At 42.1% G+C, this 17,107-nt stretch carries 15 protein-coding genes; 2 read left to right on the top strand and 13 right to left on the bottom strand.

Annotated elements, in window-relative coordinates; translation table 11 throughout:
- Positions 1-100: 100 nt before the first annotated feature.
- Complete coding sequence (locus tag ACSQ8P_RS06520; RefSeq protein WP_436234457.1) at positions 101-1,048, top strand: helix-turn-helix transcriptional regulator; 948 nt, start codon at positions 101-103, stop codon at positions 1,046-1,048.
- 96 nt (positions 1,049-1,144) lie between these two features.
- On the opposite strand, the gene ACSQ8P_RS06515 is transcribed toward ACSQ8P_RS06520, so the two are convergent.
- From ACSQ8P_RS06515 to ACSQ8P_RS06500, 4 genes are all read right to left on the bottom strand, one after another.
- A complete protein-coding gene (locus ACSQ8P_RS06515) occupies positions 1,145-1,879 on the bottom strand; it encodes a hypothetical protein (protein ID WP_436234456.1) in 735 nt (244 codons plus the stop codon).
- 219 nt (positions 1,880-2,098) lie between these two features.
- Positions 2,099-2,920: an alpha/beta fold hydrolase gene (locus ACSQ8P_RS06510; RefSeq protein WP_436234455.1), complete on the bottom strand. Its 822-nt coding sequence runs from the start codon at positions 2,918-2,920 to the stop codon at positions 2,099-2,101.
- Between the two features lie 54 nt (positions 2,921-2,974).
- Entirely contained in the window at positions 2,975-3,397 is a 423-nt protein-coding gene (locus ACSQ8P_RS06505) for a MarR family winged helix-turn-helix transcriptional regulator (RefSeq protein WP_436234454.1), read from the bottom strand.
- Positions 3,398-3,533: 136 nt separating this feature from the next.
- On the bottom strand, positions 3,534-4,373 hold the full coding sequence (locus tag ACSQ8P_RS06500; protein WP_436234453.1) for a copper amine oxidase N-terminal domain-containing protein: 840 nt from the start codon (positions 4,371-4,373) through the stop codon (positions 3,534-3,536).
- Positions 4,374-4,621: 248 nt separating this feature from the next.
- On the opposite strand from ACSQ8P_RS06500, the gene ACSQ8P_RS06495 reads away from it, so the two are divergent.
- Entirely contained in the window at positions 4,622-5,797 is a 1,176-nt protein-coding gene (locus ACSQ8P_RS06495) for a DUF5667 domain-containing protein (protein WP_436234452.1), read from the top strand.
- A 104-nt stretch (positions 5,798-5,901) separates the two neighbouring features.
- Here ACSQ8P_RS06495 and ACSQ8P_RS06490 read toward each other — a convergent pair whose 3' ends face one another.
- The 9 genes from ACSQ8P_RS06490 to ACSQ8P_RS06450 form a co-directional block, all read right to left on the bottom strand.
- On the bottom strand, positions 5,902-6,249 hold the full coding sequence (locus ACSQ8P_RS06490) for a VOC family protein (protein ID WP_436234451.1): 348 nt from the start codon (positions 6,247-6,249) through the stop codon (positions 5,902-5,904).
- 193 nt (positions 6,250-6,442) lie between these two features.
- Positions 6,443-7,171: a hypothetical protein gene (locus tag ACSQ8P_RS06485; RefSeq protein WP_436234450.1), complete on the bottom strand. Its 729-nt coding sequence runs from the start codon at positions 7,169-7,171 to the stop codon at positions 6,443-6,445.
- 207 nt (positions 7,172-7,378) lie between these two features.
- Positions 7,379-8,254, bottom strand: a complete 876-nt coding sequence (locus ACSQ8P_RS06480; protein WP_436234449.1) for a DUF4846 domain-containing protein — start codon at positions 8,252-8,254, stop codon at positions 7,379-7,381.
- A gap of 167 nt (positions 8,255-8,421) precedes the next feature.
- Positions 8,422-9,174, bottom strand: a complete 753-nt coding sequence (locus ACSQ8P_RS06475; RefSeq protein ID WP_436234448.1) for an SGNH/GDSL hydrolase family protein — start codon at positions 9,172-9,174, stop codon at positions 8,422-8,424.
- Between the two features lie 177 nt (positions 9,175-9,351).
- Positions 9,352-9,918 (bottom strand): nucleotidyltransferase family protein, encoded by a 567-nt coding sequence (locus ACSQ8P_RS06470; RefSeq protein WP_436239467.1) that lies wholly within the window; start codon positions 9,916-9,918, stop codon positions 9,352-9,354.
- A gap of 162 nt (positions 9,919-10,080) precedes the next feature.
- Complete coding sequence (locus tag ACSQ8P_RS06465) at positions 10,081-12,201, bottom strand: pectate lyase (protein WP_436234447.1); 2,121 nt, start codon at positions 12,199-12,201, stop codon at positions 10,081-10,083.
- Between the two features lie 345 nt (positions 12,202-12,546).
- On the bottom strand, positions 12,547-12,993 hold the full coding sequence (locus ACSQ8P_RS06460) for a GNAT family N-acetyltransferase (protein ID WP_436234446.1): 447 nt from the start codon (positions 12,991-12,993) through the stop codon (positions 12,547-12,549).
- 115 nt (positions 12,994-13,108) lie between these two features.
- The gene (locus tag ACSQ8P_RS06455) at positions 13,109-15,367 is read right to left on the bottom strand and encodes a helix-turn-helix domain-containing protein (RefSeq protein WP_436234445.1); all 2,259 of its coding nucleotides are present in this window, start codon (positions 15,365-15,367) and stop codon (positions 13,109-13,111) included.
- A 139-nt stretch (positions 15,368-15,506) separates the two neighbouring features.
- Positions 15,507-17,060: an extracellular solute-binding protein gene (locus ACSQ8P_RS06450; protein ID WP_436234444.1), complete on the bottom strand. Its 1,554-nt coding sequence runs from the start codon at positions 17,058-17,060 to the stop codon at positions 15,507-15,509.
- Positions 17,061-17,107: the final 47 nt, after the last annotated feature.

Raw genomic sequence — 17,107 nt, 5'->3', positions numbered from 1 at the left:
GTGGCTCTTCTCTATATATTGATGTATATGAGGGATTCTTTGTCTTTTGTAGAAAATGAGTTGCGCGTATCGTTATTTTAGGTTTATAGAGAGGCGGCCAATGAATAAAACAGACCGTTTGTTAGCCATCGTGCTGGAGTTGCAACGAAAAAAAGTGGTACGAGCCGAAGATTTGGCAGCCCTATTTGAAATCAGCGTGCGGACCATTTACCGCGACGTTCAGGCTCTAAGTGAGGCAGGTGTGCCGATCATTGGAGCCACTGGAACAGGATATTCTTTGATGGAAGGCTATTTCCTGCCTCCGGTCAGTTTCACGGTAGAAGAAGCCGTAACCTTGCTCATTGGAACGGACTTTATCGAGCAACGATTTGATTCTGATTACCGTATCAAGGCTCAAGCCGCTCGCGGGAAAATCGAAGCTATTCTGCCGGAGAGCGTTCGTAATGAAACCTCTCGGGTCCGCAAAGCTATGCGCTTGCTCCCTTCCGATAACCCGATTACGCCTTCAAAAGAAACGGAATATCTCGAAAATATCCGTCGAGCCATATTAGACGAGCGAAAGATTAGCTTTCGTTATATAAAAAAACTTGTGGATACCGAGGAGAATCGCCATAGTTTTCGTACGGTTGCTCCCTATGGACTGGTGCTCGTTCAAGGATCGTGGATGCTCGTGGCTCATTGCGATCTGCGCCAAGATATTCGACATTTCCGTTTGTCCCGAATAACCGCACTTATCGATCTGGAGGATCGCTTTGAACTTCCTGCCCATTTTAACTTAAGGGAGTACACCCCTCAGGATGATCGGCACTTGCGAGTTAGCCTTCGCTTTAATCAGGACATGGCTGATAAGGTGAAGGAATCGAACTACACTTACATGGAAGACATGGAAGAGCAGCAAGATGGATTGTACGTAGTCTTAAGAGTTCGCCACCTGGATGAGTCTCTGCAATGGGTGCTTAGCTGGGGAGCGGATGTGATGGTACTGGAGCCTGAATCATTCCGGAATCGGATTCGCCAGGAAGCCGAAAAAATGTTAAAACGCTACTGACATGCTGTTTTCAGTAGCGTTCAAGTTGGAGAAAGCCGTAACAAAGTAAGGATTGAGCTTAATATCGAGGCAATACAACTAGACTAACTATAAAGTTCATTCATGCAGTTTAGATAATCTTTTATCTATGATGTTAACAAGCGCAATAAGACATATGGCTAATGAAACATAGTACATCTGGTCCCACCACACGAGGCTGTGAAGGATTTCAATCTTTATAAGAACTTTATTCACTGTATAAATAAATAAACCTGTTAAAATATATTTTATCCACATCGTTTTCCAATTTATTCTAACAATAACACAGTACAAAAGGCTTACGCACAAATAGTAAATTGCTGAGAAGGCGATGGAATCGCGACCTACGTTTTCAAACCACCCAGGGCGATAGAATCGATTCATGAAAAAGAGCATCGGCAGAATGTGGGCGCTGGCACAAATGGAACCCGTGATTAAATAAAGCATCAAATTGTGTCTGAACCCTCTTGCAGGAAGCAAAATCCATTTATAAAAGATTTTGGCCAGAACATAATACACAGGGAGACCCAATCCGGTATATTCTAACCTCCACCAGTGGTGTGTATAGATATGGAGCTTTAAAAATAACCATTCAACCCCTACAAAGTATCCTGAAAAAAAGACGATCCAAAGCCAATTTAAGCGGAAAGTTGCTATCAAAGTTGCTGTAATCGGTAAAGATAGTGCGTTCGAGAAAAATGCTCCCAATTCACTGTCATAAAAAGAATCATGCTTGATTATATTTGGGTCATAATCATAGCTTCCTAAGAAATTAAAAATCGTGGTCTCGATGATATAACCATACCCAACCATTGTTAAATAAAGAAACAGCGTTTGCGTGTTTCTTTTTTTTACAATTATAAAACAAAATAATATTGAGCTTGAAAGAAGTAGAGCAAAATACCAGAAAGAATTATACACGTCAGTCACTCCGATTAATAGCCGAATAAATAAAACAATGCCCATATGGTAATTGATATCTGCAACAATAATTCCCCATCCCCGGTTGTTATATACCTATTTTTTCCAAATTTAAAATCTTTTTAACCAATCCATGATTGTATCTACAGATTGCATATACCTCTGCCCTACAAGCACGCCGGTATGAGTTGTGTTCCAAAGCCCTTTATATTCAGCACGGAGATGCTCCGCTGTCACGCTACCCCGACGATCGTCATCATCACAGTTTACTGCTTTGACAACCAGGCATGGGCAAGTAATCGAACTACTCTTTATGGATATCCCCTTTGACTCGACTGAAAAAACAAAAGCGTTAAATGCCTTCGATGACTCCATCGCCAGATACTTTCTTTGAAATTTAATGTCATCTGCGTTTTCATCTATGCTTGAAAGCTCTACACGGACTGGGGCAGGCAATACAATACTAGCTGTCATTTGGTTTAATTCTTTATATGGTACTATTTCGAAAACCTCTTTGCTTATAACTGAATCGATTAACACCAACCCGGCAATTTCTTCGCTTTCAGCCAACTTCTCGCACAAGATCCCCCCCATGCTAAATCCGATAAGAACTGGCGGAACACTACACTCAGCGATAACCTCTTTAATATCCTCCAAATAATCCTCGAAAGTTATCTTAGTCATATCCAGCGACCTGCTTTTGTAGTGACTTCTCAAGTTCATGACATAGCATTCCCACCCTTCACTGATGAAGTGAGGAATATATTTGCTCCACATCCAACTTCCTGTGTAGGCACCGTGTACAAAAAGCAAAGGGGGTCTTTGTTTAGTTGTTTTCGGCAGGTTTCCCCCCTCGAATATCTGTAAAAACAAATCATTTTCTCCGATGTATTTCTCCGTATGTTCGGGCAATTCTTTCGTAAAATCTCTCACGTATATTTCCTCCTCGCGATTTAATTTGATATCAAACTATTTATCAAAAAAAATTTATAAGTTCCCATAAATTTTTTTTAATACGTTAAGTAGATCTTCTTTTTCTTTTTCAGAGATGTTTAAGTAAAACATATCTAACAATTCTTTAGATATTGTTTCAAAGATCGGTTCCAGTTCACTCCCCTTATTGGTTAAAGCAACATAAACAACCCGCGTATCCTCTTTGTCCCTTTCCTTCGTCACATACCCGAGCCGGACCAACTTGTCAACAAGTGCTGTGACTGTAGATTTATCCTTATTAATCTTTTTAGAAATGTCCGCCATAGTGAGTTTTGGATTCTTAAATAGCGCATAGAAGATATCACCATGCGAAGTGCCAATACCGTCTATTCCATACTTCATCATCTCAGTTACAATAAACCGATTTACTTTCTCCCTAATTTTGGAGGTTAATGAAATTGCATCTCTAGTTTCCATAATCACATTTTAGTTTGATATCAAACAAATGTCAAATTTATTTGTACGCTCAATTTATCAAGTCGATACTCGGACGGATTTTACTAAATGAAAAGAACCATCCGCAACTGGATGGCTCCTAGAATTTAATACTGGATTAATCTTCGTAAATAACGACAGATTGGGTCTCCGACTCCCATTTAACTGCTGCTTTTAAAGCTTCGCTTACAAAACGAACTGGCACAACCGTGCTGCCGTTTTCAATCGCTGCTGGCACTTCGAGAGTAACTTCATTCCCATTGACAGTTGCTATCTTACTATCAATATAGAGTTTCACTGTGATACCATCACGTGTAACAGTAACTGAACGCTCTTCTTCATTCCAGGTAACCGTTGCTTTCAACGCCTCGGAGATAGCACGGAATGGAACTAAAGTGTTGCCTTCGCGGATAAATGGAGCTACCTCGAAAGTTGGCTCTTCACCGTTTACGTATAATTTCACACCTTTTTTCCCTAGTTTATCGTACAATTTACCAAGTTTTTTGTAAGAATCAAGATTTGTAACGTTTGCTATAATAGCTTCCTTTTGAACGTAAACCGCGTCGGTTACGCTCCCGGTTCTATCCAACAGATCAGCTAACGCCGATAAGGCTGCGTCCTTCTCTTTGATGGCCTCAAGCTCAGCTTTCATTTCGGAAGTAAGCTGAGTCTCGTATTTTGTCAACAGAAGTTCGGCAATAACAGCCCCTGCAGGCTTGTCCTTCACATTGTTGATCGCGTTGAGCAGCCCCTTGTATCCATTATGACCTTGATTGCCATAAGTGTCGGATGTCACAGTCACATCCGATTTAGCATTCACCTTGAGATCAACGTTAACTTTCACAGTATCCGACTTGCCCTCACTAGCATTGCTTGTTTCGGATTTTGCAAATGCCGATCCTGCCATAAGGCTCGTTGCCAGTACACATGACGCGATAACCATCCATCTTTTCTTCATCTTATTACGCCTCCTTAGTTGTCTACGTTAATATATTCGGATGCTTCTTCTATTTTTGTGAGGGTATACTTAACTCTACAAATATTATTTCACAGCACTCCCTAAGCTGCCTACAGGCAGCCTATTTGTTTGTTTAGCTATTGTTACCGTTGCGTACCTAATCCTACCTGCCCCCTAAAAAAGCTTTTGGATCTCGTATACCTTAGTATCAGCTGCAGCTAAAATACCTTAATAAGGCGGTAATACTTATGATATTGAAGTTAACAAAAGAGTCCAAAAGAAACAACCTTCTCGCCAAGAGCGCCATGCTTAGCATACTCGTTTTTAGCGTGGGTACCGGTAGTGTATTGGCTTCGGAGATTACACCAACAGCACCTTCGTCTAATCCCACATCCATGAGCGTCACCCAGAATACGTCTATCTCCCCGCAAGCAGGCACGACTTTGAGCGAATCCGAAACGGAGACTCCAGATCTTTTGCCAGGAGACTTCTTCTATTTTGTAAAAACAATGTACGAAAATATTCGAATGGCCCTAACTGTCAATGACGTAAAGGAGGCACGACTGCTTACCGCACTCGCCCAAGAGCGACTAAAAGAAGCCAACGCCTTATTGGCTCAAGGAAAATCGAATGAGGCAAGTCTATCTCTTCAGAAGTCACTGGAAACTCAGCAAAGTGCTGTTCAAAAAACAGACCAGGCTACTGGTATTTCAATAACCGTTACGACTACGCTAGCAGAGAATACGACACAAGCGACGGCTACTGAAACAGAGGCTTCAACACAAAAAGAAACTGCAACAACAATCGCAGCTATACCAAGCAGTGAGCAGTCAGCAGATGAGCAAACCGAAACCGAAGATGAGACCACTCCTGTAAAGGAAGTGAAAAATCCGGAGCAGGTCCTGAAGGTAAAGACCGATTTGCAGCATAACATTCTAGCCTTGGCCTCGGCATTGGAAAAAGTGGGAAATCCGAAAGCCCAGCTAGCTTTAATGAAAAATATAGAGAAGTCGTTTACTCATCTAGATAAAAAACTGGCCAAAATTGAACGTAAAGAGAAACTTGGACAGGAGAATGAGAACGTTACAGCTAAGGAAGAGCAGTCCATTGCTCCGCTGGTTCCATCACCAACTTCAACATCAGTTACAACACCAGTTACAACGCCAGTTACAACGCCAGTTACAACGCCAGTTACAAACGAGCCTGTCTCGGACCAAAAGAAACAGGAACACTTCGTAACGGAAAAAGCAGATCAAACGAAGAAGGGCGAAGACAAACAGGATATAGATAAATCTGGGATAGCAAAAGAGAAAAAGAACCATAGCCAACACAACGGCGGCGAAAAAGGGAACAGCAACGGACACGACAACGACTACGGCAACGGCAACGGGCACGAGAAAAATAAAGGTAGCAAACAAGATTAATACCATGGTAAAAACCGTTAGTGAAAAACTGACGGTTTTTCTTGTTTTATCAATGTACCTAGCGTTCTTATATGTAACCTCTAACCCTCTAGGCGCTCAACTTGTTATTTCTCCCAAAGCTCGACCAGTCGACCTTCAGGATCTTCAATCCAAATAAACTTTCCATATTCACTAGTCTCTTTTTTCTTTGCAAGAGGTACACCAATATGTTCAAGATGCTTAATAGTCTCGTTTAGATTATGTACTTGGAAATTTAACATCACTTGTTGTTCTGTTGGAAAATAACTATCATTTTCGGTAAAGAATGAAAAGATAGTCTCATTTCCTAATTCGGGTTTTATCACAGTTCCATTCCAATTATCTATTTCAATCTTCAACACTTCACTGTACCATTTTTTTATTACTTCAAGATTCTTAGTTCTCCAAAAAACTCCTCCAAAACCTTTTATCATCGTACCTAACTCCTGTCTGTCATCAAATATTCAACTACCCGATTACATTAAATATTCGAGATTTAACTTAAAGTTCCTTTTTCAACCACACTGCTCGTTAGGTGAGAAAAGGCTGCCATTCATCACGGCAGCCTTTAATGGTTTCCATTAAATTTTCGTTCATCATTTCCAGTTTGTCTTCCTATCTATTTCGTCAATCGACCTTCATATAAACGTTTGCTGAACGCCTCAGCATGATTAAAACAGGCAGGGGGAACAACATATAGTACCATGAGTCCCACCAAACAGTACTAAACAATATCCCTACTTTTTTTAGAGAATATGTCACTGTTAATGTAACCATTATTGTCATTACAATTTTCAACCATTTCTTTATCCTGATCAACTTCACTAATACAACTAATATTATACAAATGCTTATGTAATACACAACGGAGAAAGCACTTGTGTCATAGGATTGATTTTCATACCACCCAGGTGTGTAAACCCTGTTTGAGAAGAACATAATGGGGAGAAAGTGCAACGTACCCGATATGGGCCCAATGCACAAAAATAAAAAAATGGAATGAAGAAAACCATTTAAGGAATTTAAAATCCGCCGATAAATTATTTTTGAGAGTGGAAAATATACCAGAAGACCTATAACCGTATAGATAATTCGCCACCAATGCAGGGTGTATATTTGAAGCTCCACGAACAACCATTCAATTCCCCCGAACAATACTGTAGCTAAAATAATCCAAACCCAGCTAAGCTGAAATACGGATATGATAGTTGCAACCACAGGAACTGCAAACAAATTTGAAGTAAGTGCACCCAGATGGCTATCGTAATATGTATTGTATTTGATGATTTTCGGGTGATATAGATAGCTTCCAAAGAAAATATAGATTACGGCTTCAATGAGGTATGCAATTTCCACTAGTACTAGAAATTGAAATAAAGTATGCATGCTTCTTTTTTTATAAAACACAAAGGCAAGTAAAATCAAGAATAGTACACTCAGTCCCATATACCAAAATGCATTATGAGACACTAATAATCACCCCGCATTCATATAATATATTCGCGCACCTTCCTATATTTTTTCTTTTTTATGGGAATAATATGCATGAACTGTCCCTTGGCATTAATCTGTGAACCTGTACAGTTGTTCCCTAGTAAATGTCCATTCCGGGGATTTCAGCTTCCCCTCAAACGCAGTGGAATACCAAGGATTCCCCTCCCCGTTATCCTCATTCTCCAGAATGTGTATGTCTTGCGCAGGCGTGTAGCCCTGAGCTAATATAAAGAGCTTTTCACCGTTCTTGGGGTTCTGAGCCATGTCCAATACAACGATTGCATGTCCCGGCGAGCCCCCTTCCAGAAACACATCTCCAGCCTGCATCTCTGACAGCGGCACTTGCTTCATTTCCTTCGACAAGGACAATGTTCCCGCGTACGCAAATACCATGTTCAGATAACTTCGAAACACCTCGTAACTGTTGGAGGCCGCTCCCCGTTTGGTCCATGAGACCTTGTTACCGGAAACTTCAATCCGATTCCCTTTCCTCCATGTTGCATAGTCAGCTTTAAAGCCATTTGTAAAATTGAAGTGAATCTTATCATACTTGCCACTGCCATATAGGTATTCCGCACGCAGCCTCATAACCGCATCGGCGCACTGCTGCAGATCCCGCTCCCCTACATCCACATCGAGCACAGCTTCGTAAACCTCTTTAGCCTTAAGCTCCCCATTAAACAAATGTACCTTGGAGCCATGGGGCTTCAGAGGCAGATTCCGCAAATAATCCCCATATGACCCATCCTCTACAGCAACCCTCTCATAACCTTTAGGAACGACTATCCGTTCCATCACGTTTGTTCCTTCCGCATGAATCAATTGTTGTTTGTGGGATTTGATTCCCGTAACAGCATCCCCGGCTTTCGACCGTTCCTCCCCCGCGGCGGAACAGGAACTAAGCAGCAGCGCAGAAAGGGCAGTAACCGTTATCCATTGTTTCATCAACAGCAGCAGCTCCGTTCATGGACCTTTGTCTATAATATCCATTGGAAAATAGTGTCATCGTTAAATAGACGCTCCTCCAGAGTGAATAGTTGCTGCCTGAAGCCTGATTGAACAGAACTTCCAGCTGTGCAGTGCGGCTCCTTCCCGAACCGACTTAACGTAAGCTACTGCTCTGATTTCGGCTTGACCAGTTGGCCAGATATTTTCTGAGCAACCGCATCTGCGATCGCCCGGTAGCCTGCTTCATTCGGATGGATTGTATCCTGCATGAACGGATGCTCTGGCCGAACCTTACGTCCAAACACGAGACTGGGGATATCGAGAATATCGACGCGCGGATCATAGGCCCGGAAGTTATTATACACATCCCAAAGCTGATCTGAGTAAAGCTGCGCTTTCTTAATATCGATATGAATATAACTCCAGCGATTCACTGACAGGAATGGATTCGGTATGCGAAGCAGCACCACACCTTGCGTTTCTTTCAAGAGCCTGTCAACAACGAGCTTCAGATCGGCTTTAATCTGCTGTGTAGGACTGTTGTCCCGAATGTCGTTGATCCCATAAGAAACGACATACAAATCAGCTTGGTCTTTAATCACATTGTCGAGGGTATTGCCGTTAGTAGCGATTTGGTTAACAAAATGATGCAGCGTATTGCCGCTGGAGCCGCGGTTGCGGATTCGTGCCCCTTCCAGAACGCCTCCGGGAGCCCCATAGATCTCTGACAGCTGATCATATAATCCCTGCGCCGCTTCTGTCGTACTATCGCCAACGAAGTTGATCAACTTACCTGATTTGGAGCTCTGATAGAACGTTTGAATCGAATCGTCCGTCTTCCCGGAGGAAGAAACAGGAAGCAGAATCGGCAGTGAGAAGAATAAAGAGAACGTCAAACCGAGCTTCCACCAGTTCATTCTGCTAGGCATCCACCTGATCATTCCTTTCTAGGCAAAAGTTGAAATATCATTATATTGCTTATGCAAATTAGTTTCCTCACTCAATAAGGTTCCCCGCACAAGTCCATTCATACGAATGCAACAAAAGGGCTGCAATGTTGCAGCCCCTGAAATGAGTGACTCAATTTTCTTGTACTACATCGTGTGAATTACGGTCACCTTATGCCACTTGCCTTTAAAGTTCTTTTGTACGATTCGTTTTTCATATATAGCAGCAAGGTGCTTACTTTCTGAGAAATAGGAAGTTGGCCTGATAATAACTTGTAGTACATCATCAACTCCACATGGGGCAGCTAACCGCACATTATCCTGGTCGTCTAACGCCAACCCTAAGGCAGTTGCTGTCTCAGGGAACTTGGACATTGCATCCATGGAAGACGAATATGGGGGAATGTTATTGACTGTATGCATTCTTGCCTGGTTTTTTACGGACCAAGGTATGTAGGGAATGATTTGTTTTAACTGTTCTTCAAATCGTTTTTCAATATCCTCACTTATATTTGAAGCATCAAAATAGATGACATCTACATCCGAGAGTGGTGTTCGTTCTTTACATTCATGAAGGGTATCCCAGATTTTCGAACGAACAAAGCCTGCACAAACCCACCAATCGGGGAGTTGTAAGGATCGAGCCGCTCTGAGGATGTCCATCATCCATTCATCCGTATGTATAAGAGCAATAATATCCTCTCTACTCTGCATCAACTTAAAAGCCCCCTCAATAAGAACATATATTCCTATATTATAGAAGACAAAGTTGTTATTGTAAAGTTATCCCATTTCTCCACCCGCAAGTTGGTTGGGAAAAAAAGAACTGCCAACACTATGCGAAATCGCAATACTGTTGGCAGCCTTTATAAGCTATTATTCTACTTTCATGTAATAAAGATTTGTAACGTCTTCTTTGGTAATGGTATGTGTGCCAGCCGCAAGTGAAACACTGACAATGCCATTCGTCATTGCATAACTGGTTCCGTCTATCTTAACTTTTAGTCCGTTTGCTGGATTAAACACTAATGTTAATGTTTTAGCCGTTGTTGTGGTAAAACCAATATTGGTTGAACTCTCCATTTTTAAACATTGCGTTAGTGTTAAACCATTATAGACCACTGTTCCCTTACTTGTAGAGAGGTTCCCTACAATTGTGAAGAAGCTGCTTGTTTTGCCATCTGTGGTAAAGTTATGAACAATTGAAGTACCTGGAGTAGCCGTTGGTGCTGGTGTAGTTGTTGGCGCTGGTGTAGTCGTCGGTGCTGGTGTAGTTGTTGGCGCCGGTGTAGACGTTGGTGGTGTTGAATTACCACCTACAGATACAAGTTGAGTTGTGTAACTTTGTATTTTAGACATCAGTGCTGAATTAAGGTCAGACGATGTGTCATCAACTGAATCATTAAATGCCCATGTAAAGTCTCCATTACCTAGGCGTCCAGCTTCTGCCGTAACAACTTGTTCAACCGTGCTTACACTATCAATGTCAGCTACATTTACTCCTGTATCGATCGTTGTATCAAAGTTATTATAAGATGTTCCACCTACTAATGCTTTGTATGAACTTGGAACTGTTTCGTTTCTTGTCGAAGCTAAGTACGCATCAAATGATGTTGCATTAGCTGGAGCTGATCCTGCATTGGAATTTGCATAAATAAGACCTCCAACAAGATCTACGATACTATTATCGTATGCTTTAATCATACCGCCATTCTCACCGGAAAATGTACCTACTGACCCACCTGCAATATCAGTACCTTGTAAGGAAATCAACATTGGATTTTTAGAATGTCTGTAATAATTTGATTCTACAAAGGCCGAACCTGCTGTTGTTATACCAGTACCATATTTGGAGACTCCATCAAAGAAGTTATTATAAATATGAATAGTTCCTTTTCTTATACGTGGATGACGTGAGTCTGAATGGTCAAACCAGTTATGATGGAATGTTACAAAGAATTCAGTTGATTCACTCAAACCGATTAGAGCAGCTTTTCCGGAATCCCAGTAGTGATTGTAAGATATTGTAGTATACGTTGATGCGCCTTTAAGGTCAGTTGAACCATCACCTTTTACTTGGTCAGCATCTGATCCTGCTTTTCCATAGGTAATATCATTATTATGTACCCAAATATTAACGTTGCCTGTATCCATTGAAACTGCATCGTCTTGGAATAACAAAATACCAAGGTTTCTTACTTCTACATTACCGACATTTCTAAGTAGGAATCCCCATCCATAAACAGTAGCATCGTTACCGATACCTTCAATTGTAGTATTCATTCGCGTATAAGCTGAAGCACCTTTTACTTGAAGAAATCCACCGCTGTTAATTGATGAACCCATGTTAGCATCTGTCACTTTTCCAATAAATCTGATTGCAAGTGGTGTTTGATCATAGCCTTTTTGTCTTAGTGCCAGAATTGCACCTAAACCAACAGCTGTTTGTTTAGTACCTGCGCTATCGACTTTCACATCAAGAGATACTGTTTGTGCAGTCGCAGATGTTATATAAATAACTTGAGCACCACTCGGAAGTGTACCATCTTCATTATAAGCCCCTGAACCTGTGCCAAATGTTGATTGATTTGCAAAAGCAAATCCAGATCTGTCATGTGCCTTTACTGTTAGCGTACTTGAAACAATACTTTCTTTTGAACCATCGGACAGTACTGCTTCAACTTTCATTACATAATCTCCAGCTGCAAGCCCTACAGCATCAGCTCTCCATTTTGAAGGGTATTGTCGGATTAATTGCGTATCAATTTGATTATATTGAGAATCCGCTGCACTTGCAGGTTTAACATATACATTATATCCCTGAGCATTGCTCACAGGTGACCATTCTACAAAGGCCGTCTCATTCCAGCCTCCACTGCCCGTGATCGAAATACCGATAGCATGTACTGCCTTACTGGCCATTCCGCTTGCGATAATGGATAGCGCTAGTGCAAACAATAAAACGTAACTCGTTACCTTTGTAACACTTTTTTTCAATGTAATTCCTCCCGCGTATAATTGTTGTAACGCTTTAGAAATCGCTTACAAATTTACATATCCCCCCCTCGCATCACCAAAGCTCAGACACAGCTTATCAGTTTTAAAACAGGTTCCGAAACAATCATTTGCTCATATTTCCCATTTTTCTGAGATAATGATTATCGCCTGGAAATATGATACTCCCGACAAATCTTCAAAATATTGGTATCTATCAAGATGTAAGCAAAAAAAGCTACCAACTCGGTTGGCAGCTTCACGTTACAAATCCATACATCTTAATTTTATTTTTTAAACTTTCTTTTCAATGTTCTGGGAACCGCTATCCGGTTACCGACAGGATCTTTACGGTTCTACCCATTCATACTTTATATCCTCAAGCTGCTCTTCATTTTCATTTCCTCTGCCAATGATCCTAAATCCGTTTCTCTCATAAAATTTCTGTGCTTTCTTGTTGACTTCAAAGGTGTATAAAAGTAGTCTACCTTCCGATTGCTGTTTGGCGAGGTTCAGAAACCTATTCCCTATTCCTCTCCCATGATATTGCGTATGAACGTATAGCTGATTAACCCAATTCTCGTTACAAGCTAGTATGCCTACTACTTGCTCCCCTGAAGATTCAATTGCAAGGTAAACCTTATTACTTTTGACCAAAATGTTATTCAGAAAATATATATGATCTTCAAAAGAATGTATCGCTTTTTGCCCAATCGCTTGTTCCTTGCTCTCTCTCCACATCTTAACCGTTTGTACCGCGTAGGAGGGGTCATATTCGATAATTGTAAATTCCATTCGAATTCGCTCCTTTATACTGGATGGTGGTTAAATAACTAAACGGATACAACATATTATGGGTAACTAACTGATTGAAGAACTCACTCTATCCACTAATTGTTTCTTTTTCCTCCTATTTGTTTAAATAGTTATCACGGTACTGACCTGGCGTAGTTCCCTCCAATTTACGGAAATAGCGAATGAAATTGGCAGGTGTATTATACTTCAGCTTCTCCGCAATCTCGGATATTTTCATATCCGTTTCTAACAGCCATTTTTTGGCCATGTTCATCCGATACTCCGATAAGTAATCGCTGAAATTAACACCTGTTTCCTTGCGGAATACTTTGGTCAAATAATTCGGGCTGTAATTCATACGCCGTGCGCACACTTCTAGTGAAAGATCGGTATCGAAGCCAGTTTCTATCATGTGAATAATTTGACTGGAAATACTCTGATACTGCTCATCTAGCTTGTGTTCTAAGTGAATTAGAAATGGAAGCATCACCACATCCAGAAACCACCGTTCCACCTCACTCACTGTTTTTAATTGAAACAGTTGTATAAACAAGGTTTGCTCATCGGGGTATAAACGTTTAGGCAACACGCCTGCATCTTTGACAGCCTGCAGCATTTGGACTAGAAGACGGACGAAGGACATGAAATATTCTTCATGCGTTCGCTCATCGACAGCAAGCGTCGTTATGAATTGGTGAAGACAGCGCGTAGCCTGCTCCCGGTCTGCAAGCTTCAAGGCATCCAGCAGCTGCCGTTCTGCGGTATCTGGATAGCTCAACTGCATGCTCTTCTCTGGCTGTACATCCTCAATGAACAGGATCGACTCTTCCCCCAGGTTCATCCTGTACTTCAAAGCTTGCAACGATTCGCCATAGGCATGACGGATTTGCTTAATGTCGGTAAACATATGGCTGAAGCCAATGCTCACTTTCAGCTCCAGATACAGTTTAATCATCTGCATGATTTGATGTGCCGCCGTGTCCAGAAGATTCTTGAACAGCTTAGGATCTGTCTCCGCCCCACCTAGCAAAGTAACTTGCGAGTCCCCCATAACGACTGGAGGCAGCCTCAGCTCAGGTAGGATGAGCTCAGAAACGATATTGTTGATTGCGAAAAGCAATAAATCCTGATCCTGCTCTTCAAAACGCGTATTGGATAACGTATCGATTTGGATCGTCATGACACACATACTGTTCCACGCCGTCGGATGCCCGAAAGCTTCCAGCTTATCCTGAGCCTCGGTCCTCGCCATATCGCTCTGGAAAAGCTTGAAAACAAAGTATTCCCTCATTTGATGGGACTGTCCCATAACCTCTTGTAATAGACTTGACTCTCTTTGCATCAATCCTCGGAAACGCTCATTGATAAATTCGAATTCATCGATGGCCGCATCGGTGCCGACGGTTTCGGGGGAATTGCTCACGACTTCATACAACTTCCGGATCGGTTTATACATCTTCCTTGAGCCTAAATAAGAAATCAGAAGGGCAATCACTAAAATACCAAGACAAATATATAGGGTGAACCATCCTATACCCTGCGATTCCTTGTTAAGCTCATCGATGGACACTACCGATAAATAAGTCCAACCGTTATAATTCGACTTTCGGTAACTAATCCCGACGCGCTCCCGTTCTGAACGGGTTGTGTAGAAGCCCTGCTCCCCAGCAGGTATGGACTCATTCCAGCCGATCGCTAGTTCTTGAAACTGCTTGCCAAGCAGATTCACGGCATTGCCGGCGAAGACGACCTCTTGATCGTCCAGCAGCAATACTTTGCCCATAGCAGTATCCTTACTTATTAGATTATTGACTTCATAAATTGGAATCGACATGATCAGCAGCCCCGACGGGGTGGGGGAATAAGCCGGGATTTTCTTGATGAGTTTCATTCCGGTTGGGCTTGTGGACCAAAACGATGTTCTAGGATCATTCACCCATCCCGCATAACTCTCAACAGCCTTCGTTTCCAGCATGGACAAACCCGTATCGTTAATGGACCATTTATTGGCTATGCTTATGAGTTCCATGCCCATTGTACCGAGCTCATTGCTTTGCAGCTTACTCATCGATTCGAGCAGACTCTTCACTTTCTGAACGTATCCGTCCGTACCCGCCAATTCTCCCTTAAGAGCGTCGATCACTACCGGTTGATTCATATATTGAATAGCCGAGTAATCAATCAGCCTCAGCAGTTGTTCAATTTGTGATTCTGTCTGTTTCAGCATGTGCTGATTGCTCTCATAGACCTTGGTTTGCACCGCATCAGATGCCTGATAATAGGAAAAAGCACCCAGTACCATGACAGGAATCGTCGCGAGCAGCAGTGTAAACCATATGAGCTTGGATAAAAAGGTAGACGCACGTAATTTCATAAACAAGCCCCCGCTGTTCTTGTACTAACCATGACTTCATTGGTTCTTTACTTTTATCAGCAATTACACGGTAATGTCAATAATTGCGGCGCTTTTCCCCCAGAACTACACGGAGAAAAAGCGCCGCTTTACAGAATGCTTATTTTTGCTGAGCCTTTTTTTGTTCGGCTGTAAATTCTTCGATGATTTTATCGCCGCCTTTTTTAAGCCACTCTTCTGTTACTTTGTTAAAGCCAGCCTCATCAATCTCACCCATGATGAAACGAACACGAGCATCGTTGATCAGCTTATCGAGCTCCGAGCCCAGCTGAGTTTTCGTCGGAGAAAGAAACGGCTCGATGACACTTGGCACAGCATTCGGCATTCCTTCTTCATACAGCTTCTTCACTTTTTTCCCCATATCAGGTTCTGTCGGCCAGGCCAAGGTTGAAGGTGCGATGCGAAGCTGCCCTAGATCACCAACCTGATCTTTGTACAATTGCTCATTGGTGAACACGGGATTACCGTTCTCTGTTTTATAATGAACGCCTTCCACACCCCACGCAAACGTTTTCAATACATCGTCCTGCAGATTTTTCTCGAAGTAAGTTAAGATATCCTTCAGTTCCGCTTCTGTCTTCACACTGGATTTAGGGAACATGAACACACCCGAATAGCCTGAATTCGCAGGCAGTTTAACTCCCTTAGGCCCTTGCAGCCCGATGACGAAATCCATCTTGGCCTTCGGATTTAATTTGTACAGATCAGCATGCTTATTAGGTGCGTCATCAATACTTGCTAGATAGATACCGGCTTTCCCTGAATTGATGTTTTCATGCAATTTGGTTCCTTTGATCGCGCCGAAGTCCTGATTAATCAGCTTCTCATCATACATTTTTTTAAGCAGCTTGAGCGAATCCATATATTCTTTCGTCATAAAGTCAGGGATCACCTTGCCGTCCTGCACGCCCCATTGATTAAAACCACCTAACGCAGTAACAAGGACAAGACTCGCATCGGTAATCAAATTATCATCGGTCAACGTTAGACCGTAGGTATCATTCTTGCCGTTCTTATCCGGGTCATTCAATGTAAAAGCTTTCGCGACGTTATAGAGGTCATCTACTGTTTTCGGCTGCTGCAGACCGAGGTTATCGAGCCAGTCCTGGCGGAAAATAATACCCTTTCTCGCAAACGGACGGTCACGGTAGAGTCCATATATTTTACCATCTACAGAAATATTGTTGGCAATCTTGTCGTTCCAATATTTCTTGATATTCGGAAAATCTTTGAGGTACGGGCCGATTTCCCAGAAAGCGCCAGAGCGAACAGCATTAATAATCGCCGAATTCTTGGTGTCTAATACGACCATCACTTGTGGAAGTTTCCCTGAGGCAATTGTCACATTCAGCTTATCATTATAGGACGCACCAGGGACGAACGTTATTTCCAGCTTGCTATTCGTCTGCTCCTGAATGGCCTTAAAAGCAGCGTTAGTCTCATCAGTCGCTGGCGGCTGCTGTCCATAGAAGGGAGACATCATGCTGAATTTGATCTGCTTCTGAGCCTGAGCGGTGTTCGTACTCCCAGGGGTATTCTTCGCACTGTCACTTACGGGATCCCCGCCTCCGCATGCCGCTAATACAGATGCCATCATGACTGTCGTGCAAGTTACAGCTAACCCTGTTTTCAATTGACCCTTTGTTTTTCGCATACAAACCCTCCGTTATTTCATTTTATTGTATAGAAAGAAAGACGACC

It is taken from the genome of Paenibacillus sp. LjRoot153, from assembly GCF_964253085.1.
Lineage (GTDB): Bacteria > Bacillota > Bacilli > Paenibacillales > NBRC-103111 > Paenibacillus_E.
Note: the sequence above shows the minus strand (reverse complement) of the source record. Positions and strands in the feature narration are given on the sequence as shown.